The 22959-nt window shown below is 68.4% G+C and carries 15 protein-coding genes; 5 read left to right on the top strand and 10 right to left on the bottom strand.

Translation table 11 applies throughout. The features are described 5' to 3' along the window. Positions 1-14 precede the first annotated feature (14 nt). The 3 genes from E0W60_RS00795 to E0W60_RS00785 all read right to left on the bottom strand — a co-directional run bounded on the left by E0W60_RS00795 (position 15) and on the right by E0W60_RS00785 (position 3588). A complete protein-coding gene (locus E0W60_RS00795; protein WP_205751613.1) occupies positions 15-1880 on the bottom strand; it encodes an amidohydrolase in 1866 nt (621 codons plus the stop codon). An 80-nt stretch (positions 1881-1960) separates the two neighbouring features. Then, on the bottom strand, positions 1961-2782 hold the full coding sequence (locus E0W60_RS00790) for an alpha/beta fold hydrolase (protein WP_135702694.1): 822 nt from the start codon (positions 2780-2782) through the stop codon (positions 1961-1963). A 119-nt stretch (positions 2783-2901) separates the two neighbouring features. Then, positions 2902-3588 (bottom strand): hydrolase, encoded by a 687-nt coding sequence (locus E0W60_RS00785; protein WP_135702692.1) that lies wholly within the window; start codon positions 3586-3588, stop codon positions 2902-2904. A gap of 331 nt (positions 3589-3919) precedes the next feature. Here E0W60_RS00785 and E0W60_RS00780 point away from each other — a divergent pair, with 331 nt between their 5' ends. The 3 genes from E0W60_RS00780 (at position 3920) to E0W60_RS00770 (ending at position 10334) form a co-directional block, all read left to right on the top strand. After that, positions 3920-4579, top strand: coding sequence for a response regulator transcription factor (locus tag E0W60_RS00780; RefSeq protein ID WP_135702690.1), 660 nt, complete (start codon positions 3920-3922; stop codon positions 4577-4579). Further along, positions 4576-8910, top strand: coding sequence for a trifunctional serine/threonine-protein kinase/ATP-binding protein/sensor histidine kinase (locus tag E0W60_RS00775; RefSeq protein ID WP_240745793.1), 4335 nt, complete (start codon positions 4576-4578; stop codon positions 8908-8910). Before E0W60_RS00780 ends, E0W60_RS00775 begins: the two co-directional genes overlap by 4 nt. A 191-nt stretch (positions 8911-9101) precedes the next feature. Further along, positions 9102-10334 carry a TetR/AcrR family transcriptional regulator gene (locus E0W60_RS00770; RefSeq protein ID WP_133094675.1) on the top strand — a complete coding sequence of 411 codons (1233 nt, stop codon included), beginning with the start codon at positions 9102-9104 and terminating at the stop codon, positions 10332-10334. 48 nt (positions 10335-10382) lie between these two features. Here the strand turns inward: E0W60_RS00770 and E0W60_RS00765 are convergent, their stop codons facing one another. The 7 genes from E0W60_RS00765 to E0W60_RS00735 form a co-directional block, all read right to left on the bottom strand. Then, positions 10383-11483 (bottom strand): ABC transporter ATP-binding protein, encoded by a 1101-nt coding sequence (locus tag E0W60_RS00765; protein ID WP_135702688.1) that lies wholly within the window; start codon positions 11481-11483, stop codon positions 10383-10385. Further along, positions 11470-12459, bottom strand: coding sequence for an ABC transporter ATP-binding protein (locus tag E0W60_RS00760; RefSeq protein ID WP_135702686.1), 990 nt, complete (start codon positions 12457-12459; stop codon positions 11470-11472). The genes E0W60_RS00765 and E0W60_RS00760 overlap by 14 nt, the downstream gene beginning before the upstream one ends. 28 nt (positions 12460-12487) lie before the next feature. Beyond that, positions 12488-14143 (bottom strand): ABC transporter substrate-binding protein, encoded by a 1656-nt coding sequence (locus tag E0W60_RS00755; protein ID WP_135703939.1) that lies wholly within the window; start codon positions 14141-14143, stop codon positions 12488-12490. Between the two features lie 135 nt (positions 14144-14278). Further along, a complete protein-coding gene (locus tag E0W60_RS00750) occupies positions 14279-15205 on the bottom strand; it encodes an ABC transporter permease (protein WP_135702684.1) in 927 nt (308 codons plus the stop codon). After that, positions 15205-16161, bottom strand: coding sequence for an ABC transporter permease (locus E0W60_RS00745; RefSeq protein WP_135702682.1), 957 nt, complete (start codon positions 16159-16161; stop codon positions 15205-15207). The genes E0W60_RS00750 and E0W60_RS00745 overlap by 1 nt, the downstream gene beginning before the upstream one ends. Before the next feature lie 246 nt (positions 16162-16407). After that, positions 16408-17547: an acyl-CoA dehydrogenase family protein gene (locus E0W60_RS00740; protein WP_135702680.1), complete on the bottom strand. Its 1140-nt coding sequence runs from the start codon at positions 17545-17547 to the stop codon at positions 16408-16410. A gap of 45 nt (positions 17548-17592) precedes the next feature. Continuing rightward, on the bottom strand, positions 17593-18777 hold the full coding sequence (locus tag E0W60_RS00735) for an acyl-CoA dehydrogenase family protein (RefSeq protein ID WP_135702678.1): 1185 nt from the start codon (positions 18775-18777) through the stop codon (positions 17593-17595). Between the two features lie 535 nt (positions 18778-19312). On the opposite strand from E0W60_RS00735, the gene E0W60_RS00730 reads away from it, so the two are divergent. Together E0W60_RS00730 and E0W60_RS00725 are read left to right on the top strand one after the other, a co-directional pair. After that, positions 19313-20665, top strand: a complete 1353-nt coding sequence (locus E0W60_RS00730) for an MFS transporter (RefSeq protein ID WP_135702676.1) — start codon at positions 19313-19315, stop codon at positions 20663-20665. Positions 20666-20716: 51 nt separating this feature from the next. Next, a complete protein-coding gene (locus E0W60_RS00725; RefSeq protein ID WP_135702674.1) occupies positions 20717-22798 on the top strand; it encodes a 3-hydroxyacyl-CoA dehydrogenase NAD-binding domain-containing protein in 2082 nt (693 codons plus the stop codon). The last annotated feature ends 161 nt before the right edge of the window (positions 22799-22959 follow it).

The raw sequence follows: 22959 nt of genomic DNA, 5'->3' as shown, positions 1-22959 counted from the left end.
TCGGTTGGCTAAGGTCAGAAGGCCCAGCACGAGCAGCCCAGCGCGCCCCAGAACGTGCTCTCGTCCGAGGCCGGCACGCCGGCGGTCCAGGCCCTGGCGTGCGCATGGCCATGGACGCCGCACGAACTCGCGCATCCGCACGCCGTGTTCAGCGCCAGCTTGCGCGCTTCGGGCCGCGGCTGGTAGCCGCCCACGTGGCGCACCGGCGACCAGTCCGGCATCGGCGGAGGCAGTGCCGGCGACAGCTTGCTGAAGTCGGCGTCGCCATAGACCACTTTGCCGCCCAGGATAGTCAGCACCGAGGTGATGTCCTGGATGTCGTCGCCGGGCACGCTGAAGTAATCGGCCGACAGCACCGCGAGGTCGGCGAGCTGGCCGGCCTTGATCTGGCCCTTCTTGCCGACTTCCGAGGAGAACCACGTGTTGGCCTCGGTCCACAGCCGCAGCGCGGTCTCGCGGTCGAGCAGGTTGGCCTGCGGGTACATCGCCATGCCGCCCACGGTCTTGCCGGTGGTCAGCCAGTACAGCGACACCCACGGGTTGTACGAGGCCACGCGCGTGGCATCGGTGCCGGCGCCCACCTTGACGCCTTTTTCCAGCATCTTCTTCACGGGCGGCGTAGCCTCGGCGGCGCGTGCGCCGTAGCGCTCGACAAAGTACTCGCCCTGGTAGGCCATGCGGTGCTGCACGGCGATGCCGCCGCCGAGCGCGGCGATGCGGTCGATATTGCGGTCGGAAATGGTCTCGGCGTGGTCGAAGAACCAGTTCAGGCCGTTGAACGGGATGTCTTTCGCGACCTTCTCGTAGACATCCAGCGCACGGGAGATAGTCTGGTCATAGGTCGCATGCAGCCGCCACGGCCAGCGCTTTTCCGCGAGCAGGCGGATCACCGGCTCGAGGTCGGCCTCCATCGACGGCGCCATGTCGGGGCGCTCGACGCGGAAGTCCTCGAAGTCGGCCGCGGTGTAGACCAGCATCTCGCCCGCGCCGTTGTGGCGGTAGAGGTCGTCGCCCTGGCCCGGCTTGACCTTGGCGGTCCAGGTCTTGAAGTCGTTCAGCTCTTCCTTGGGCTTCTGCGTGAACAGGTTGTACGCCAGCCGCACCGTCAGTTGGCCTTCCTTGTGCAGTTCCTCGATGATGCTGTAGTCCTCGGGGTAGTTCTGGTACCCGCCGCCCGCATCGATCACGCCGGTCACGCCCAGCCGGTTGACCTCGCGCATGAAATGGCGCGTCGAGTTCTTCTGGTATTCGGGCGGCAGCTTGGGGCCCTTGGCCAGCGTCGCGTACAGGATGGTGGCGTTCGGCTTGGCCAGCAGCAGGCCCGTGGGATTGCCGCGCGCGTCGCGCACGATCTCGCCGCCCGGCGGGTTGGGCGTGTCCTTGGTGTAGCCGACCGCGCGCAGCGCCGCGCCGTTGAGGATGGCGCGATCGTACAGGTGCAGGATGAATACCGGGGTATCGGGTGCCACCGCGTTCAGTTCGTCGATGGTCGGCAGCCGCTTCTCGGCGAACTGGTGCTCGGTGAAGCCGCCGACCACGCGCACCCATTGCGGTGCCGGCGTGCGCGCGACCTGGTCCCTGAGCATGCGCATGGCATCGGCCAGCGAGCGCACGCCGTCCCAGCGCAGCTCCATGTTGTAGTTCAGGCCGCCGCGGATGATGTGCATGTGGCTGTCGATCAGCCCGGGAATGCCGCGCCGGCCGTTCAGGTCCACGACCTGCGTCTGCGCGCCGGCCAGCTTCATGATGTCCTGGCGCGTGCCGACGGCGACGAAGCGCCCGTCGCGGATGGCCACGGCGTCCGCCTGCGGGTTGGCCTTGTCGAGCGTGGTGAACTTGCCGTTGACGAGGATGAGGCTGGGTGCGGCGCTGGGTTGCATGCCGAAGATCTCCGGGGAAACGGCCGCGCCGAGCGCGGCCGCGGTGCCAATGAATTGCCGGCGCGTGAATGACATCGAACTCAGCCCTTCAGGAAGGCGAGCAGGTCGGCATTGACCTGGTCGGCGTTGGTCACGCACATGCCGTGCGAGGCGCCGGGGTAGACCTTGAGCGTCGCGCCCTTGACCAGGTCGGCGGCGCGCCGGGCCGAGGCGTCGATCGGCACGATCTGGTCGTCGTCGCCATGCAGGATCAGCGTGGGCACGTCGATCTTCTTCAGGTCCTCGGTGTAGTCGACCTCCGAGAATTCGCGGATGCATGCGTACTGCCCGACGATGCCACCGGCCATGCCCTGCGCCCAGAAGGCATCGATGGTGCCCTGCGAGACCCTGGCGCCGGTGCGGTTGAAGCCGAAGAACGGCACCGCCAGGTCCTGGTAGAACTGCGAGCGGTTCTCGGCCACGCCCTTGCGGATGCCGTCGAACACGTCCAGCGGCAGCCCGCCCGGGTTGGCGTCGGTCTGCAGCATCAGCGGCGGCACCGCGCCGATCAGCACCGCCTTGGCCACGCGTCTGGTGCCGTGGCGGCCGATGTAGTGCGCCACCTCGCCGCCGCCGGTTGAGTGCCCGACCAGCACCGCGTCGCGCAGGTCCAGCGCCTCGATCAGCGCGGCGAGGTCGTCCGCGTAGGTGTCCATGTCGTTGCCCTGCGCGGGCTGGTCCGAGCGGCCGTGGCCGCGGCGGTCATGGGCGATCACGCGGAAGCCCTGGCGCGCGAGAAACAGCATCTGCGCGTCCCATGCATCGGCATGCAGCGGCCAGCCATGCGAGAACACGACCGGCTGGCCCGCGCCCCAGTCCTTGTAGAAGATGCGGGTACCGTCCTGGGTGGTGATGGTTTTCATCGATCAGGCCCTCCTGGAAGCAGGAAGTGGAAGAAGGCACCCTGGCGGTGCCTGGCAGGTTGGCTTGCGCGCCGCCGTAGCGGGCGCGCGCAAGCCGCGGTCATTGCGGGATGCCGGGATCAGCGCGCCGGCACCGGCGCCACCGACTCGTGCGGCGTGGCGGTGCGCTGCGGCGCCTTGTGCACCATCGTGTAAGCGTAGTCGACGCCCATGCCATAGGCGCCGGAATGTTCCTTGACCAGTTTCATCACGGCGTCATACGTGTCGCGGTGGGCCCAGTCGCGCTGCCATTCCAGCAGCACCTGCTGCCAGGTCACCGGCACCGCGCCGGCCTGGACCATGCGCTGCATGGCATAGTCGTGCGCTTCCTTGCTGGTGCCGCCGGAGGCATCGGCCACCATGTAGATCTCGTAGTTGCCTTCCAGCATCGCGCACAGCGCGAAGGTGGTGTTGCAGACCTCGGTCCACAGGCCGGCGACGATCACCTTGTTGCGGCCGTTGGCCTTGAGCGCGTCGCGGACCTTCTGGTCGTCCCACGAGTTCATCGAGGTACGCTCCAGCGTCTTCTGCCCGGGGAATACGTCGAGCAGCTCGGGATAGGTGAAACCGGAGAACGATTCGCTTTCGACCGTGGTGATGGTGGTCGGGATATTGAAGATCTTGGCGGCCTTGGCCAGGCCGACGACGTTGTTCTTCATGGCCTGCCGGTCCATCGACTGCACCCCGAAGGCCATCTGCGGCTGGTGGTCGATGATGATCAGCTGGCTGTTTTGCGGGGTCAGGACTTCGAGCTTTGGGTTGGACATGGTGTCGATCCTCGGGACAGGGGTTTGAGCGCAGGCGCAGGCCGACGGCGGCCGCCGGCATGCGGAACGGCAAGGCACGGCAGCGCGGCCCGGATAAGAAGACTAGACGGCAGGCGCAGGAATCGCCATTGCATGATGGTATTAATCGGTCCGGCGACGCTTGCACCGGAAGCGAGGCGAGCAATTCGGCGCCGGCGCGCGCCTGACTAATACAATGGTATTAGTGACGTGCACTTCTCCCGTGCTGGCATGACGGTCATTGCCGATGGCGGCCTGCTGGTTATAATCCGCTGCTCGTGCGCCCCCGCACGCGCGCCCTGGAGAGCAGACCGTGACATCCCCAAGCCTGGAGCCTGCCGACGACAGTGCCTGCGATGACGCGACCGTACTGGTCGTCGACGACGATGCCGGCGTGCGCCATGCGCTCGGCAACCTGTTCCGCTCGGTCGGCCTGAGCGCGGTGCTGTTCGAGTCCGCCGCCGAGCTGCTGGCCTTTCCGTTGCCCGATACCCCATGCTGCCTGGTGCTCGACGTCAGGCTGCGCGGCCCCAGCGGCCTGGACCTGCAGGGCCGGCTGGCGCGCATGGGCGTGCCGCTGCCGATCATTTTCATGACGGGCTACGGCGACATCGCCATGAGCGTGGCCGCGATGAAGGCCGGCGCCGTGGACTTTATTCCCAAGCCGTGCCGCGACCAGGACCTGCTCGACGCGGTGAGCGCCGCGCTGGCCAGGGACCGCCTGCGCCGCAAAGGCGCGCGCAAGGCCGACGAATTGCGCGCCAGCTACGAGACCCTTTCGCCACGCGAGGCCGAGGTCATGGGCCTGGCGGTGTCCGGCCTGCTGAACAAGCAGATCGCGGCCGAAATCGGCATCAGCGAGGTGACGGTCAAGATCCATCGCGGGCAGGCCATGCGCAAGATGAAGGCGCGCACCTTTGCCGAGCTGGTGCTGATGGCACAGCAGCTGGGCCTCTGCCAGGCCGGCCAGTGACGGGTAAGCCGGCGCCACCGGCGCTGCAAGTCCCGGCGCGCCTGGTAGGGCGCGCCCGCGAGATGGCGCTGCTGGCCGATGCGCTGGGACGCGTGTGCCTGAGCGGCAAGTCCGAGCTTGTGCTGGTCGCCGGCGGTGCCGGCACCGGCAAGTCCGCGCTGGCCAATGCCTTCTCGCGCCAGGCCGCGGCGCAGACCGGCGCCCGCATTGCCGCCGGCAAGAGCGACCAGCTCCAGCTCGATATTCCGTATGCGCCGGTGGCGCAGGCCATCCTCGGGCTTACGCTTGGCTTGCTGGATGCGCCGCCGGCCACGCTGGCGCCGCAGCGCGAGCGCTGGCTGGGCATGCTGGCGGGCCAGGGCCGGGTGGTTGCCGAACTGGTGCCGGAGGCCGAACAGGTGCTGGGCCGCACGGCGCCGCTGGCCAACGTGCCGGCACAGCAGGCGCAGGCCCGCGCACTCGGGGCACTGCTGGCCACCTTTTCCGCCTTTGCCGCGCCGGGCCAGCCGCTGGTACTGTTCTTCGACGACCTGCAGTGGGCCGACGCGTTCACCGTCGCGCTGCTGGAAGCCTTCACGGTGCAGCGTCCGGGCGGCATCCTGCTGATCGCCGCGTACCGGGACCACGGCCAGGACGTCGAGCAACGCTTCTCGTGGCTGCTGCATGCCAATCGCGGCGGCGCGCTGGCGGTCACGCGCATCCCCGTCAGGCCGCTGGCGCCCGCTGACCTGGCCGAGCTGGTCGGCGCCGCGCTCGACGAGCCGCCCGCGCGTATCGCGGCGCTGGCGCACGCCGTGCACGACCGGACCGCGGGCAACCCGTTCTTTTCCTACCAGTTGCTGCGCACGCTGGTCGACGACGGCGTACTGACCAGGCAGGCCTGCGGCACCGGCTGGGACTGGCATGCCGCCGAGGTCGACGACCAGCATTACACCGGCAACGTCGTCGACCTGATGATCCGGCGTTTTGCCAGGCTGCCCCGCGCCGGTACCGGACTGCTGCAGCAGCTGGCCTGCGTCGGGCTGCGCGCCGACGCCGGCCTGCTCGCCCGCGTGGCCGGCGTCAGCGCCGCACAGCTGGCCAGCCAGCTGCAGCCGTTCGTCGAGGCCGGCTTGCTGGTGCAGGCGCCGTGCGGCTACGCGTTCCAGCACGACCGCATACTGGAATCCGCGTATTCGATGATCGAGCCGCATGCGCGCCCCGCCGAGCACGCGCGCATCGCGCGGATCATGATTGAGCACTGGCGCGGCCAGCTGGCGGACCATGCGTTCGAGATCTGCAACCAGATCGAGCGCGTAGCCGTCCGGGCCAGCCAGGCGTTGCCGATGCCGCAGCGGGTGGCCTTCGTCGAGGTGCTGCTGGTGGCGGGGCGGCGCGCCTGGCGCTCGGGCGCGATCGGGCAGGCGCTGCACTACATGGACACGGCCCAGGCGCTGATGCAGCCGGACTGGTGGGAAGCGCACTATGGCCTGGCCTACGCCGCCAACCTGCTGCGTTGCGAATGCCTGCTGGCGCAGGCCCGGCTCGATGCCGCGTCGGAGGGCATCGATGCACTGCTCGCTCGCGCGCATGACGCGCTCGACCAGGCCGCCGTGTACCGCCTGCGCGCCAGCCTGCAGACCGTGCGCTCGGACTACGAAGGCGCGATCAATGCGGCCTTGTCTGGCCTGGCGCTGCTCGATGTACACCTGGAGCGCGCGCCGTCGTCGCAGCGCATGCGCGACGCTTACGACGCCGTGCGCGCCGCGCTCGGCACGCGCCCGATCGCCACCCTGGCGTCGCTGCCCGCCACCGATGACCCGCGCATCCATGCCGTGATGGGGCTGCTGTCCACGCTGATTTCTTCGCTGTTCGTGCGCGATGGCATCAGCTTCCTGCATGTGGCCAAGATGGTCGAGCTGACCCTCGACCATGGCGCCACGCCGGAGTCTCCGTACGGCCTGTCATGGTTCGGCGTGTTTATCGCCAGCCTGTACGAGGCGTACGAGGACGGGCTCGCATACGGGCAGGCGGCGATGGCGCTGATCGACCACCATGGCTATGAAGCGGGACGCATCGCGACGCTGGTCGCCGTGGACCAGGTCAGCGCCTGGACGCGTCCGCTGTCGTATGCGCTGAGCCACGCGCAGCAAGCCGTGACGCTCGGGCGCGCCTCCGGCGACATCGGCATGGCCTGCTATGCCTGCAACCATATCGCGTCCGACCTGCTGGTCATGGGGGAGCACCTGTGCCTGGTGGCGGAAGAGATCGCGCGCGGCCTGGCGCTGACGCGCCAGGTCCAGTACCGGGACATCGAGCTGATTTTGCATTCGCAGCTGCATTTCGTGCAGCGGCTGCGTGTTGGCGACGAACGCGGCGACGAACGTGGCGAGGGCGGCGAAGGTGTCGAAAGCAGCAGCTGGCAGGAGGACGCCGCACACTGCGGCACCGCCGCGCAGCGGCTGGCACGCAGCAACTCGTTGCCGACCCGCTTCTGGATCTACCTGTACGACGGCATGGCCGCGGTGTTCCTCGGTCAGTTTGCGCAGGCGGTGCACAGCCTGCGCCAGGCCGAGACACTGATCTGGTCCGCGCCCGCGCATATCAATGTGGCCGACTGCCGCCTGTTCCTCGGCATTGCGCTGGCGCACGCGCAGGCACCGCAGGCGGCCGCCGACATTGCGGCACACCGCGCCTGCTTCGCGCGCTGGGCAGCGCTCAATCCGCTGACGTTCCGCAACAAGCTGCTGCTGGTCGATGCCGCGCTGGCCCAGGCGGATGGCGATCCGCTGCGCGCGCTGGCCTGCTACGAGCAGTCGGCCGAGGCGGCAGCTGCAGCGGGCTTCGTGCATGAGCAGGCGCTGGCGCATGAACTGGCCGGCATGCTGTGCGCCCGGCACGACCTGCATACGGCGGCCCGGCAGCACCTGGCGCTGGCGCGCGCGTGCTACCAGCGCTGGGGCGCCGAACACAAGGCGACGCTGCTGGCCGCGCAGTATCCGCAGCTCGGCGCACCCGTGGCCGACGGCACGCCGGCACCGCCGGCCGCCAGCTGGGAACTCGGCCGGCAGGCGGCGCGTGCGTTGTCCAGCGAGATCGTGATGGATCGGCTGGTCGAGAGCCTGCTGAGCACCGTGATCCTGCACGCGGGCGCCCGCTACGGGCTGCTGGTGCTGATGCGGGATGACGAGCCGATGATCGAGGCCTCGGGCCGGGTGCTCGACGACAGGGTGACGGTGGCACTTGGCTCGGCGCCGCCTACCGAGCACGCGCTGCCGCTGGCGGTGCTCAACAGCGTGCTGCGCACGCGCCAGACGCTGGTGCTAGCCGACGCCATGGTCGACGCACCGTCGATCCGCACCAGGGCCGCCATCGACAGCGGCGTGCGCTCGGTGCTGTGCCTGCCGCTGGTGCGTGGACAAAGCCTGATCGGCGCGGTCTACCTGGAGAACAACAACGCTCCGGGCGTGTTCGGTGCGAACCATGTCGCCGAACTGGAGATGCTGGCGCCGCAGGTCGCGATCTCGCTGGAAACGGCGCGGCTGTACGAGCAGCTGATCGGCGAGAACAACCGCCGCGTGGCCGCCGAGATCGGCCTGCGCGATGCGCGCGCCGAGCTGGCCCGCACCTCGCACCTGACCGTGATGGGAACGCTGGCGGCATCGATCGGCCATGAAGTCAACCAGCCGCTGACAGCCATTGTCGCCACCGCCGATGCCAGCGTGCGCTGGCTGAAGCGGCCGCAGCCGGAGTTCGGAGAGGCGCTGGAGGGCCTTGCCTTTATCCGCCAGCATGCGCTGCGCGCCGCCGACATCGTGCGTGCGCTGCGCGCGCTGGCGCGGCAGGCGCCGGCGGTGCTCGCGCCGCTTTCTCCGGACGAGGTACTGCGCGAGGTGCTGGAGATGGTGCGGCCCGATCTGGACGCGCACCACGTCAGGGCCGTGACCCGGCTGACTGCCGGCGCCACGCAGGTGGAAGCGGACCGCGTACAGCTCCAGCAGGTGGTGCTCAACCTGGTCACCAACGCGCTCGACGCCATGGCCGGCACGCCGGTCGAGCAGCGCGAGCTGCTGGTGGCTTCGTACCGCGAGCAGGAGGCCCAGGAGATGGTGGTGGTCAGCGTGCAGGATCACGGGACCGGCATTGCCGAAGATGTGCTGCCGCGCGTCTTCGATGCCTTCTTCACCACCAAGGACGACGGCATGGGGATGGGGCTTGCGATCTGCCGCTCGATCGTCGAGGCGCACGGCGGTACGCTGGTGGCCAGGCGCCGCCGCAGTGGCGGCAGCGAGTTCATGTTCCGGCTGCCGGTGTTCCTCTCTCCGGCACCGGCTGCGGCGCACGACCCCTGACGGGCTTGCGCGGTGCATATGCTTCAGGTCTTCGGGGCCGATGCCACCAAGATGCCGAATACTGTCTGGATAATAAGGTACGTGCGGCAAAGCGGGAACATCCCGATATCTCACGCGCAAAACCCCCGCTTATAATCCCTGGTACCGTATCTTCGAAAAACCGGTCCGCCCATCCGCGCACCGGACCGCTCATGCTCACGGACCAGTCGGAAGCCAGGCAGACCCGCCGTTATGTCGAAAAGCGCGAAGGCATCCTCGATGCCGCCGCGGCGCTGTTCAACCGCAAGGGCGTGCGCGGCACGACGCTGTCGGACGTCGGCCAGCTGGTGGGGTTGAACACCAACAGCATCACGTACTACTTCCGCAAGAAGGAAGACCTGGTGCTGGCCTGCCTGATGCGCACCATCGAGGAAATGCGCGGCCTGGCCGGCGCGGCTGCGCAGCACGGCAGCGCCGGCGAGCGCGTCGCCGCCTTTATCGCGCTGTTCGTCGCGCGGCTGGCGCGCACCGCGGCGGGGGAGCGGCCGGAGCTGATGAGTTTCCGTGAGATCCGCGCGCTGCCGGCCAGCCATGCCGACGTGGCGTTCTCCGCCTACAACGACATGTTCCGGCAGATCCGCGGGCTGCTGCGCGATGCCACGCCCGCCGACCCGGCACAGCGCAGCGCGCTGAGCGCGCGGGCCCACCTGCTACTGTCACTGACCAGCGGCGCGATGAGCTGGATCGAACGCTACGAACCGGCGGACTACCCCAAGGTCGCGCAGACGCTGGCGGACATCGTGCTCAATGGCATTGCCGCGCCCGGCACCGCGTGGCAGCCGGAGCTGGATGCCGAAGCGCTGCTGCCGACGCTGGGACAGCCGGAAACAACGCAGCAGGCGTTCCTGCGCGCCGCCACCGAGCTGCTGAACGAGCAGGGCTACCGTGGCGCCTCGGCGGACCGGATCTCGGCGCGGCTGAACCTGACCAAGGGCGCGTTCTACCACCACAACGAGAACAAGGACGACCTCATCTCCGCATGCTTCGACCGCATGTCGGCGGTGATCCGCGATACCCAGACGCTGGTCGACGAGATGCCCGGCACCGGCTGGGACAAGCTGTGCGCGGTGTCGCGCGCGCTGGTGCATTACCAGTTCTCCAGCCAGGGACCGCTGCTGCGGCTGACCATCTACGGCGCGCTGCCGGAAGAGATGCGCATCGCCAAGATGCAGGACATGGCGCGTCTGTCCACGCGCTTTGTCCGCTTCCTGGTGCAGGGCATGCAGGACGGCTCGATCCGGCCGCTGGACCAGTCGATCGCCGCGCTGCAGGTGCATGGCATGATCAACGCCGCGGTCGAGCTGCGCCGCTGGGTCCGCGACGCGACCGCCGACAACGCCGCCGATCTGTTCGTGCGGCCCATGATGATGGGCCTGCTGCGCTGAACTGAGCTGAACCGGCGCGGCAGCGCCCGGGGGGTTTGCCGCGAGATGTCAGTCGTACAGGTGGCAGGCCACCATCTGGCCGTCGCCCTGGTCGCGCAGCACCGGGTCGGCGCTGCGGCACTGGGGCATGGCCGAAGGGCAGCGCGTATGGAAGCGGCAGCCCGAAGGCGGATGCATCGGGCTGGGGACTTCGCCCTGCAGCACGATGCGCTGGCGCTGGCGTTCAGCGCGCACGTCGGCCACCGGCACCGCCGACAGCAGCGCGCGCGTGTACGGGTGGCGCGGCTCCGCGTAGAGCTGGTGCCGGCTGGCGATCTCGACGATGCGGCCGAGGTACATCACCGCGATGCGGTCGCTGATATGGCGCACCACCGCCAGGTCGTGGGCGATGAACAGGTAGGACAGGCCCAGGCTGCGCTGCAGCGCCATGAACACATTGACCACCTGCGCCTGGATCGACACGTCCAGCGCCGACACCGGCTCGTCGCAGACGATCAGGCTCGGTTTCAGCGCCAGTGCGCGGGCGATGCCGATGCGCTGCCGCTGGCCGCCCGAGAATTCGTGCGGATAGCGGTCGGCCATGTAGGGCAGCAGGCCGACCATGTCGAGCAGCTCGGCCACGCGCGCCTGCAGCGCGGCACGATCGCCGGCCAGGCCGTGGACGTGCAGCGGCTCGGCGATGATGTCGCGCACCTTCATGCGCGGGTTCAGCGACGCGAACGGGTCCTGGTAGACCATCTGCACGCTGCGGCGGAAGCGCTTTTCGCGCGCGCCGCTGAAGCCGGCCAGGTCTTCGCCATCGAAGGCGATCCGGCCCGCGCTGGCGGGCAGCATCTTCATGATGGCCAGCCCGGTGGTGGACTTGCCGCAGCCGCTTTCACCCACCAGCCCCAGCGTCTCGCCGCGGCGCAGCGTGAACGAGACGCCATCGACCGCCTTGACCGAGCCGACCTGCCGCTTGAGCAGCACACCGCGCGTCACGGGGAAATGGACCTTCAGGTCTTCGACCTGGAGGATCGGGTCGCCGGCCTGGGGCGGCTGACGACTGGCCGGCGCCTCGGCGCCTGCGCTGCCATGCGTGCGATCCGTGCGATCCGTGCGCTCAGGCGGCGCGACGCTGCGCGCCAGGGGCGTGTCAATGGGCGTCATGGAGGAAGCAAGCCTTGAGGTGTTGGTCGGAAGTCCGCACAGGAATCACGCGCAGCTCGGGCGGCGCCTGGCGGCACTGTTCCTGCGCCAGCCGGCAGCGCGGCAGGAAGGCGCAGCCCGGGCCCAGCGCGGTCAGGTCGGGCGGCTGGCCGTCGATCGGCACCAGCGGCTGGCTGGTGTCGCCATCCAGGCGCGGCACGCATGCCATCAGGCCGCGCGTGTAGGGATGCGCGGGATGGCGGTACAGTTCGTCCGCGGTCGCCGTCTCCACCAGCCGCCCGCCGTACATCACCGCGACGCGGTCGGCATAGCGCGCCACCACGCCAAGGTCGTGCGTGATCAGGATCAGCGCCGTGCCGGCCTGCTGCGCCAGCCCCTTGAGCAGATCCAGGATCTGCGCCTGCACGGTGACGTCGAGCGCGGTGGTCGGCTCGTCGGCGATGATCAGCTTCGGCTTGCAGGCCAGCGCCATCGCGATCATCGCGCGCTGCCGCATGCCGCCCGAGAACTGGTGCGGATAGGCGTGGACGCGGCTGCGCGGCTCCGGGATATGCACCTGCGCCAGCAATTCCGCGGCCTCTTCGTAGGCATCGCCCCAGGCGCGGCCCTGGTGCACGCGGATCGGCTCGGCGATCTGCTTGCCCACCGTCAGCGCCGGGTTCATCGACGACATCGGCTCCTGGAACACCATCGCGATGCGGTTGCCGCGAATGGCGCGCATGGCCGCCGGCTTGAGCCTGAGCAGATCCTGTCCCTCGAAACGGATCTCTCCGGACTCGATGACGCCGGGCGGCTGCGGGATCAGGCCGAGGATCGACAGCGCGGTCACGCTCTTGCCCGAACCCGACTCGCCGACGATCGCCAGCGTCTCGCCGGCGGCCACGTCGAACGAGACCCGGTCCACCGCGGTGACCACGCCGCGGTCGGTGCGGAAGCGCGTGGTCAGGTTCTTCACCTGCAGGATTGGCTCTGCCATGGTTGCGTCCCGGTTGTCGGTGGGAAGATCAGAAGCCGAGCTTCTTCTTCATCTCCTGGTCGATCCAGGCGCGCGCATAAATGGGCCCATTGCGCACCGCGCCGGCGCGCAGCTCGCCGTCGTAGTTCTTGACCCACGGCCACCACGCGGTGAACAGGTAGGGCGTCGGCAGCCAGATATACGGCGCTTCGGCCAGGATGTCGCGCGTCATGGCACGCAGCGCTTCCTGGCGCTTGCCCAGGTCGCGCATCTGGAAGGCCTGGTTGACGCGGGCATCGAACCTGGGGTCGTTCCACTGCGAGGCGTTCCACACCTGTCCGGCGACGAAGCTCTTGCGGATCGTCGTGGTCGGGTTGGTATGGCCGTTGCTCATCATGTAGCCCGGCGCATTGGTCTTGGTGGTCATCGCCGACAGGAAGGCGCCATACTCCATCGGCTGGATCTCGATGCGCACGCCTACCTGCTCCAGGTACGCTGCGATCAGCGGCAGCATTTCCATATGGTCCTGGCTGCAGGCGCAGACCTGCACCTTGAACTTGAAGCCCTTCGGGTAGCCGGCCTCGGCCAGCAGCTTCTTCGCCTTCTCCGGGTTGTAGGTGAACAGCTCCTTGACCGATTCCGGCATCGCGCTCAGCGGCTCGAAATAGCCGGTGTAGTCCGGGTGCTGCGGATAGGCGAACAACTCGGCATTGCCGCCGTAGTACTGCTTGACGATCTCCTGCTTGTTCACCGCCATGTTCAGCGCGCGGCGCACGCGGATATCGTTGAACGGCCTGGTGTCGACGCGCAGGGCCAGGTACTGCCCGGTGTAGGACAGCCAGCGGGACCACTTGAGTTGCGGCGCGCTCTTCTTCAGTTCATCGACGGCGGTCCAGCGCACCATTTCCAGCACGTCGAGCTTGCCGGTGCGCAGCATGGTGTTGCGGGTGGCCTCGTCCTTGACGGTGCGCAGCACGACCTTGTCGGCAAAGGGCAGCTTGTAGTCCTTGCCACCGATCTTTTCGGTGTCCCAGTACTGCGCGTTTTTCGCATACGTGCTGGAATTGCCCTGCACGAACTGGGTCAGCGTGAACGGGCCGGAGCCGGTGACGTTCTTCCAGTTCGCGGCGCCCGCGGTGGCGACCTCCTTGGGCATGATGCCGGAGTAGTAGCCCCAGCCGAAGCGGTAGTCCCATTCCGCATTGAATTCCTTGAAGCGGAACACGACCGTATGCTTGTCGACGGCCTCGACCTTGCTCAGGTGGTCGAAGTAGGTGGGAATCTTCTTGGCGCTGGCGTTCTGGCGGCTGTAGCTGAACACCACGTCTTCTGCCGTCAGCTCGCGCTCTTCCATCACGCCAGGCTTGGCCGGGAAGCGTACGTTCTTGCGCAGCTTGACCTCGAGCGTAAGCGGGTCGGTCCATTTCCAGCTTTCGGCGAGTTCGCCGCGGATGGCATCCTCGGGCAGCCAGGCGTCGGCCTGGAAGGCGTACTTGCCGCCGTTGCGGCGGGCCTTGGACAGGTCGGCGGCGAAGAGCTGCTCGTAGACCTGGCCGGTGTCGTAGTTCTGCTTCCAGTTCCAGTCGCCCAGGTCCCACGACAATGCCGAGATGGTGGGGTAGACCGAGCCGACTTCAATGGTGCCGCCATATTTCGGCGCTTCCGCCTGCGCGGCCGCCGTGCCGCAGGCGAAGGCCGCGGCCATTGCCGTCGCCATCGCCACCAGGGAAGCCCCCCTCGTCATCCTGTCGTCCGTCTTCACGCTGCGCACCATCGTCTGCTCCTTTGGGGATCATGATGTGCCGGCTCGTCATGCCGGCCGCTCGTCAATCTGCTGTTCTCAGCGGCTGCCCCGCATGCGCGGGTCGAGCAGGTCGCGCAGCGCATCGCCATACACGTTGATCGCATAGACGACGATCGTCAGGCAGGCGCCCGGCGCCAGCGCCAGCCACGGGCCCTGGAACATAAAGGTGCGGCCGTCGCCTGACAGCATGCCGCCCCAGGTCGGGGCCGGCGGCGGCACGCCGAGGCCGAGGAAGGACAGGCCCGACTCCGCCAGGATCGCGGTGCCCACGCGCGTGGTGAACAGCACGATCACCGGCGGCAGCACGTTGGGCAGGATGTGGCGCCACAGGATGCGGCCCGTCGACGCCCCCATCGACTGCGCCGCATGCACGTACATGTTCTCGCGCACCGACACCACCGCGCTGCGCACGATGCGCGAGCCGCCGATGCCGAGCAGCAGGCCCAGCGTGCAGACGATCTGCCAGCTGCCCGGGCCCAGCACCGACACCACCACGATCAGGATCACCAGGTCGGGAAAGCTCATCCAGGCATCGACCATGCGCTGCACCACCAGGTCGAACTTGCCGCCCAGGTAGCCGGTCAGGATGCCCAGCGCGAGCGAGATCGCCGTGGCCAGCGTTGCCGCCGAGAGCCCTATCACTACCGACAGCCGGGCGCCGTACAGGCAGCGCGAGAACATGTCGCGGCCGAGATTGTCGGTGCCGAACGGATGCGCCCACGAGGGCGGCTGCAGCCGCGCCATCATGTTGATCTCGTTCATGCCATATGGCGCCAGCAGGTCGGCGAACACGCCGCAGAACAGGAACACCGCGCAGATCACCGCGCCGGCGGCGCCCAGGGGCTTGTCGCGGAACAGCCGCCGCAGCAGCGCGAAGCGAGGCTGGCGTTGCCGGCCGGAGCGGGGCAGGGCGCCAGGCAGGGTGGCGGAAGCGGCGTGCGGATCGACGGTCGGGGGTGCCATCAGCGGTGCCTCACTTTGGGGTCGAACAGGCCATAGCTCAGGTCGACGAGCAGGTTGATCAGCATCACCGCGACGCCGACCACGAGGAAGATGCCGGTGATCAGCGGATAGTCGCGCTGGTGCACGGCATCGAGCAGCAGCAAGCCCATGCCCGGCACCACGAAGATCTGCTCGATCACCACCGCGCCGCCGATCAGCAGCGGCGCCTGCAGGCCGACCAGCGTCACCACCGGGATCAGCGCATTGCGCAGCGCATGCCGCAGGATCACCAGCGGCTCGTTCAGGCCCTTGGCCCACGCGGTGCGGATATAGTCCTGGCGCAGCACCTCCAGCATCATGGTGCGCGTCATGCGCATGGTGATCGCCGACAGCGCCATGCCGAGCACGATGGCCGGCACCAGCATCTGCCTGACATGCTGCACCGGGTCCTCCAGGAAGGGGACGTAGCGCACTTCGGGCGACCAGCCCCACCAGACCGACGGGAACACCATCACCATCGTGCCCAGCCAGAAGCTGGGCACTGCCAGCATCAGGATCGAGAAGGAACGCGCCACATAGTCCGCCGCGGTGTCCTGGCGGATCGCCGACAGCACGCCGATCGGCAGCGCCACCGTCAGCGCCACGGCCAGTGCCAGCACACCCAGCGAGAAGGTCGCGGGAATGCGCGCCATCACCATCCTCAGCACCGGCTCGCCTTGCCACAGCGACTGCCCCAGGTCGCCATGCAGCACGATATTGCCGACCCAGTGCAGGTACTGCTCCCACATCGGGCGGTCGAGGCCGAGCGCATTGACCAGGTCTTCGCGGGTGCGCGTATCGGCGCTGATGTCGTTCTGGCTCAGCATCAGGTCGACCACGTCGCCCGGCACCAGCCGCACGATGGCGAACACGATGATGCTGGCGAAGACCAGCGTCGGCAGCAGCGCCAGCAGGCGGCGCAGGAGATAGGCGCTCATGGCCGGCCTCCGTGCATGGGCCGGCATGGTGGCGTGCCGCCAGCCATTGCGGTCGCTAGCGTGAATGCGGGGAATGCTGGTGCCCGGGGACTTGCCGACATGCTGCCTCCTTGCTGGCGGTCGGGCCGGTGCGGGCGCGTGGCGCCGCAACCGGGGCGTCCGTTGCCGCCTCAATGTTGCGTGATGTCCTGCAGGCCCCTGCGGATGGGGCCGAATCTCTCAGCTTCTCAGCCGCTCAGTAGCCGCTCAGTAGCCGCGCAGCGTGGCCCAGCGGTCGAGCTGCCAGTTCGCGTCGCCCAGCCATTCCTGCGCGGTGCGGGCGCGCTTCATGAAGAAGCCGATATCGAATTCGTCGGTCATGCCGATGCCGCCGTGCATCTGCACGCCTTCCTGCACCGCCAGCGTGGCGGTATCGCCGGCCTTGGCCTTGGCCACGCAGACCAGCGGCTCGGGACCGTCGGCGTTGCCTTCGTCGAGCCGCTGCTGGCAACGCAGCACCGCGGCGCGCGCCAGTTCGATCTGGGCAAAGAGATGCGCGGCGCGGTGCTGCAGCGCCTGGAATTCGCCGATGGCCTTGCCGAACTGCCTGCGTTCCTTCAGGTACGCCAGCGTGCGCGCGAACGAGGAATCCGCGATGCCGAGCAGTTCCGACGACAGCACCGCGCGGGCGATGTCCAGCACGCGCTCCAGCATTTGCGCCCCGGCACCCTCGTCGCCCAGCAGGGCGTCGGCCGGCACCCGCGCGGCGTCGAAGACGATGCGCGCGGCATTGGTGGCATCGGCCAGCACGGACCGTTCCACCTGTACGCCGGCGTGGTCGCGCGGGACCAGGAACAGCGAGACGCCGTCGCTCGCGCCGGCGGCGCCCGTGCGCGCGGCGACCACCAGCGTATCGGCCACATGGCCATCGACCACGAAGGCCTTGCTGCCATCAAGCACATAGCCGTCCGCGTCGCGCCGCACCTGCGTGGCGATGCGCTCGGGCCGGTGCCGGGCGGTTTCATCCAGCGCCAAAGCCATCAGGTGCCGCCCCGCGGCGAGCGCCGGCAGCAGCGCGCTGCGCTGGCTGTCGTTGCCATACAGGCCGACCAGCGATGCGCCAAGCACGGCGGTGGACAGGAAGGGCAGCGGCGCGAGCGTGGTGCCGATCGCTTCCGCGATCACGCCGGCCTCGACCGCGCCGAGACCGCTGCCGCCGTAGGCCTCGTCGATCATTACCCCGGCAAAGCCCAGCGCGGCGCAGCGCTGCCACAGCTCGCGCGAGAAGCCGACGGGGTCGCGGGTGTCGCGCAGCTTGCGCAGCGCGGAGATCGGGGCGTTCTCTTGCAGGAACGTCATGGCGCTGTCGCGCAGCATCTCCTGCGTGTCGGTCAATACGATGGGCATGGCGGCGTCTGGCAGATGTTGGGTCGTGGAGGATGGCGCGGCGGCTCAGGCGCCGGGCAGGCCGAGCAGGCGCTTGGCGACGATATTGAGCTGGACCTCGCTGGTGCCGCCCTCGATCGAATTCGCCTTGGTGCGCAGCCATGCCCGCGCCAGCGCGCCTTCCTGGCTGCGCGGGCCTTCCCATTCGAGTGCATCGGTGCCGCCGACCGACATCAGCAGCTCGTAGCGCCGCTTGTTCAGTTCCGCGCCGTAGTACTTCAGCACGGACGAGAACGCGGCCATGCCTTCGCCTTGCCGCGCCAGGTCGCGGGCGCGCTCGCCGGCCGCGGCGAAGGCGGCCTCGTCGACCTCGAAGCGGGCGATCTGCGCGCGCAGCACCGGGTCGTCGAGCCGGTGGCGCTCGTCCACGCCAATTGCCTTGGCGGCATGGCGCCCCAGCGGCTGGCGGAAGCCGCGGCTGCCGATCGCGCTGATCATCTCGCGCTCATGCGTCAGCAGGTACTTGGCGATGGCCCAGCCACCGTTGAGCTCGCCGACCAGCTGGTGGCGCGGCACCTTGACGTCGTCGAAGAAGGTCTCGCAGAAGGGCGACTTGCCGGAGATCAGCACGATCGGGCGGGTCGAGACGCCCGGCGACGCCATGTCGAACAGCAGGAAGCTGATGCCGGTGTGCTTCTGCGCCGCGAAATCGGTGCGCACCAGGCAGAAGATCCAGTCGGCCTTGTCGGCATACGAGGTCCAGATCTTCTGGCCGTTGACCACAAAATGGTCGCCGTGCTCTTCGGCGCGCGTCTGCAGCGCGGCCAGGTCGGAGCCGGCGTTGGGTTCGGAATAGCCCTGGCACCAGCGGATTTCGCCGCGCGCAATCCTGGGCAGGTGTTCGCGCTTCTGCGCCTCGGTGCCGTATTTCAGCAGCGCGGGCCCGAGCATGGAGATGCCGAAGCTCTGCAGCGGCACGCGGCAGTGCAGCCGCTGCATCTCGGCGCGCAGCACCCGTGCCTCGGCCGCGCTCAATCCGGCGCCGCCATACTCGCGCGGCCATTCCGGCACGGTCCAGCCCTGTTCAGCCATCCGCTGCAGCCACAGCCGCTGCGCCTCGGACTGGTAGCGGAACTTGCGGCCGCCCCAGCAGATGTCGTCCTCGTCCTGCATCGGCAGGCGCATCTCAGGGGGGCAATTGGCCTCCAGCCAGGCGTGTGCCTGCTGCCGGAACGTTTCCAGTGCGTCCAAGCTCGTCTCCTAGTTGTGCGCCTGTGGGCCCGTGTCCTGCGCTGTTGCCTGGCGGCCGGCAGAATCAGGGGCACTGCAACAGCAGTCTTGGTTTTCGAAAAACGGTCGACAGCTACGCAGCGGCAGGAACTTTTATACAAGCGGCTTCTGGCATCGTCAATACTCCAAAACCTAAAATGGACGGCAGAGCGCTGTCATCAGGAAATGGAGGGAAGAGCCACGATGGGACTGGAAGCAGCCACGGCAAAGGCATCGCCGCGCTAATGCCGTGCAGCAAACGTGCACGAGCATGCGGAATTTTCATGGCATGTATGGCCAAAATCGCGGGACTCGTGCCGCATTGCGACCGCCTTGGAAGGGCTCGCCTCCCCGCTTTCGATGCCAGCTCGCCGCCTCGATTCCCTAGTTTCGAAACTGCTCAAGGTCGCCATGCTCGAAAAACGAACGCATGTGCTAGCATTTATCGCAGCCATACCAAAAATACGAAAAAACATCCGGCATCGACCATTGGGCCGGACCCACAGCGGGAGACAACGTGACAACGCAGGCCGGCATAAGCGGCGCGCTGCTGGGCGAAGCCGCGGAGGCGGAGCAGCAGCGCGCCGAACAGCATTTCCGCGACCATGTCGACCGCCACCTGCCGCGCAACGCGAAGGCGTTCCTGATTCATGGGATGCTTGGCATGACCGGTTTCCGGCTGGTGACCGCGCCCACCTTCGTGCCCGCTTACCTGTACCTGCTGTCGGGTTCGAAACTCACCGTCGGCCTCGTGCTCGCGGCCCAGTATGCCGGCATGGCAGCCTCGTCGATCTGGGGCGCGACGCTGATCGAGCATCGCCAGCGCGTGATGCCGCTGATCTATCTGGTGGGCTGGCTGGTGCGCGGCCAGATCCTGGGGCTGGGGCTGTCGGCGCTGCTGCTGAGCGGGCGCGGCGCGCTGGTGGCCGCGGCGGCTTTCCTGCTGCTGTTCGGGCTGCTCAACGGCGTGCAGAACGTCAGCTTCAACTACCTGACCTCCAAGATCATCCCGCTGGCACGGCGCGGGCGGCTGACTGCGCTGCGCAATTTCTTCGGCGGCCTCACCGCGGCGGCGGTGGCGTGGATGGGCGGGCGCTACCTGGTCGGCAACGATGTGTTCGGCAACGGCTATGCCGCCACCTTCCTGGCCGCCTTCGTGCTGACCAGCCTGGGGATCTCGGCGCTGGCGGGCATGCGCGAGCCGGCGCTGCACGACGTGCGCGTGCGCGCGGGCTTCGGCCGGCGCGTGCGTGAGTTGCCGGCGCTGCTGGCAGCCGACCGGGATTTCGTGCGCTTTTTCCTGGCGCGGGCACTGGTGGCACTGGGCATGATGGCGATGCCGTTCTATGCGATCTACGCCGGCCGGCTGCTGGGGCTGGATGGCGCCACGCTCGGGTACCTGAGCCTGGCCTACCTGCTGGCGCAGACGGGCAGCAATCTCGCCTGGGGCCGCGTCGCAGACAGGCATGGCTACCGGGTGGTGTTCCTGGCCAGTATCGCCACGTGGGTCGCCGCCACGGCGTGGCTGCTGGAGTGCGCCACGCTGCCGGGCTTCCTGCTGGCGTTCTGCGGGCTGGGCGCGGGCTTCGGCGGCCTCTTTATCTCGGCGGACAACCTGGTGATGGAGTTCGGGGCGCGCAAGGACCGGCCGATGCTGCTCGCGGTTTCCGACACGGCCACGTTCAGCATGATGGCCGTCGGTCCGGTGATCGGCGGGCTGCTAGCCCAGTCGGTGCACTTCCCGCTGGTCTTCGTCGTGGCCATCGCGGTCAAGCTGGCCGCCTTCGTACTGGCATTTCGCATTGCCGATCCGCGCTCGCGCCGGAACCGGCCGGACCACACCGACGACGTGGCCGGGCTGCGTGACTGAGGCATGCCTGGCCAGCCGATTCCCCTTTCCCCGAAAGTTCAAGGAGCTTGCATGACCGCCATCAACGCAGTCACCAGCCTGGCCGTGGACGGCAATATCGCCGTGCTGACCGTCGATTCGCCGCCCGTCAACGCGCTGTCCGCCGCGGTGCGCGCCGGCGTCCTGCAGGGAATCGAGCGCTGCATCGCCGATCCGGCTGTGCAGGGCATCGTGCTGGCCTGTGCCGGCAAGACCTTCATTGCCGGCGCCGATATCACCGAGTTCGGCAAGCCGTTCGTGCCGCCCGGGCTGCCCGAGGTGCAGGCTGCCATCGAGAACAGCCCCAAGCCCGTGGTCGCCGCCATCCACGGCACCGCGCTCGGCGGCGGGCTGGAGGTGGCGCTGGTATGCCATTACCGCATTGCCGCGCGCAGCGCGAAATGCGGCCTGCCCGAAGTCCATCTCGGGCTGTTGCCAGGCGCAGGCGGCACGCAGCGGCTGCCCCGGCTGGTCGGCGCGGAAAGGGCGCTGGAAATGGTCGCCTACGGCACCCATGTGCCCGCGCCCGAGGCCGCCGAGATGGGCCTGCTCGACACGCTTGCCGACGATGCCACGCTGCGCGCCGATGCGATCGCCTTCGCGCGCCGGATCGTCGAGGAGCAGCGGCCGCTGCGCAAGGTGCGCGACCTTGACGACAGGATCGCCCCCGCGCGCGGCCAGGGCGAACTGTTCGCCGCCTTCCGCAAGGCCAACGCGCGCCGCTTCCGCGGCTTCGAGGCGCCCGAGGCCAATATCCGCTGCATCGAGGCGGCGGTCGAACTGCCCTTTGACGAAGGGCTGCGGCGCGAGCGCGAGCTGTTCCAGGCGTTGATGGGGGGCACGCAGTCCGCCGCGCAGCGCTACGTCTTCTTTGCCTCGCGCCAGGTCTGGAACGTGCCCGACATCGGCGCCGATGTGCCGGCTACCCCCGTGGCCAGGGTCGGCATCGTCGGCGCAGGCACCATGGGCGGCGGCATCGCCATGAACTTCCTCAACGCAGGCATGCCGGTCACCATCGTCGAGACCACGCAGCAGGCGCTCGACCGCGGGCTGCGCACCATCCGCGCGAACTACGACAACACCATGAAGAAGGGGCGCCTGGGCGCCGCCGAGGTCGAGGCACGCATGGCGCTGCTGACGCCCACGCTGGACCTGCAGCAACTGGCCGAAGCCGACCTGGTGATCGAAGCCGTGTTCGAGAACATGGAAGTCAAGAAGGAGCTGTTCGGCCGGCTCGACCGGATCGTGAAGCCGGGCGCCATCCTGGCCACCAATACCTCGGCGCTGGATGTCGACGAGATCGCCGCGGCCACGTCGCGTCCCGAAGCCGTGATCGGGCTGCATTTCTTCTCGCCGGCCAATGTGATGAAGCTGCTGGAAGTGGTGCGCGGCGAGAAGACCGCGAAGCCCGTGGTGCGCACGTCGATGGAACTGGCCCGCAAGATCTGCAAGGTCGCGGCGCTGGTGGGCGTCTGCCCCGGCTTCGTCGGCAACCGGATGCTGGCGCAGCGGCAGCGCGAGGCGCAACGGCTGGCGCTGGAGGGTGCGCTGCCGTGGGACATCGACCGCGTGCTGTATGACTTCGGCTTCCCGATGGGCCCGTTCGCGATGAGCGACCTGGCGGGACTGGACCTGGGCTGGGTGCGCGAGCGTTCGACCGGATCGACGCTGCGCGAGATCCTTTGCGAGATGGACCGGCGCGGCCAGAAGACCGGCGCGGGCTACTATGACTACGACGCGCAGCGCAACGCGCGGCCGTCGCCGGTGGTGGAGCGGGTGATCCGCGACTTTGCCACGCGCCAGGGCCGCACCCGCCGCGCGGTATCCGACCAGGAAATCCTGGAGCGCTGCGTTTTCCCGATGATCAACGAGGGCGCGAAGATCCTGCAGGAGGGCAAGGCGCTGCGGGCGTCCGATATCGATGTGATCTGGAACAACGGCTATGGCTGGCCGGTATACCGGGGCGGCCCGATGTTCTATGCCGACACCATCGGGCTGGACAAGGTGGTGCGCACGCTGCGGCAGTACGAGGAAATGCTCGGCGAGGAGTTCCGGCCCGCGCCGTTGCTGGCGGACCTGGCGGCGCGCGGCAAGCGGTTTGCCGATCTGAAGTAGCCATCAGCCATCGGGCATAGGACAGGCCCGGACGGGCGCAGCCGTGCACGGCAGTGCACACGGCTGCGCCCGTCTTTGTTTTGCAGGGCGCGATGTAACGTGGAGTGAGCTATCAATCCCTCCTAGAATGCACTGACACCGAGTCCTTTGTCTCCTGTGCA

This window comes from Cupriavidus oxalaticus (assembly GCF_004768545.1).
GTDB classification, from domain to species: domain Bacteria; phylum Pseudomonadota; class Gammaproteobacteria; order Burkholderiales; family Burkholderiaceae; genus Cupriavidus; species Cupriavidus oxalaticus_A.
Note: the sequence above shows the minus strand (reverse complement) of the source record. Positions and strands in the feature narration are given on the sequence as shown.

Excerpts from the sequence above, each read along its gene's own strand:
- E0W60_RS00795 (WP_205751613.1), bottom strand. The coding sequence starts at position 1,880 with ATGCAACCCAGCGCCGCACCCAGCCTCATCCTCGTCAACGGCAAGTTC.
- E0W60_RS00790 (WP_135702694.1), bottom strand. The coding sequence starts at position 2,782 with ATGAAAACCATCACCACCCAGGACGGTACCCGCATCTTCTACAAGGAC.
- E0W60_RS00785 (WP_135702692.1), bottom strand. The coding sequence starts at position 3,588 with ATGTCCAACCCAAAGCTCGAAGTCCTGACCCCGCAAAACAGCCAGCTG.
- E0W60_RS00770 (WP_133094675.1), top strand. The coding sequence starts at position 9,102 with ATGCTCACGGACCAGTCGGAAGCCAGGCAGACCCGCCGTTATGTCGAA.
- E0W60_RS00765 (WP_135702688.1), bottom strand. The coding sequence starts at position 11,483 with ATGACGCCCATTGACACGCCCCTGGCGCGCAGCGTCGCGCCGCCTGAG.
- E0W60_RS00760 (WP_135702686.1), bottom strand. The coding sequence starts at position 12,459 with ATGGCAGAGCCAATCCTGCAGGTGAAGAACCTGACCACGCGCTTCCGC.
- E0W60_RS00755 (WP_135703939.1), bottom strand. The coding sequence starts at position 14,143 with ATGGCCGCGGCCTTCGCCTGCGGCACGGCGGCCGCGCAGGCGGAAGCG.
- E0W60_RS00750 (WP_135702684.1), bottom strand. The coding sequence starts at position 15,205 with ATGGCACCCCCGACCGTCGATCCGCACGCCGCTTCCGCCACCCTGCCT.
- E0W60_RS00745 (WP_135702682.1), bottom strand. The coding sequence starts at position 16,161 with ATGAGCGCCTATCTCCTGCGCCGCCTGCTGGCGCTGCTGCCGACGCTG.
- E0W60_RS00740 (WP_135702680.1), bottom strand. The coding sequence starts at position 17,547 with ATGCCCATCGTATTGACCGACACGCAGGAGATGCTGCGCGACAGCGCC.
- E0W60_RS00725 (WP_135702674.1), top strand. The coding sequence starts at position 20,717 with ATGACCGCCATCAACGCAGTCACCAGCCTGGCCGTGGACGGCAATATC.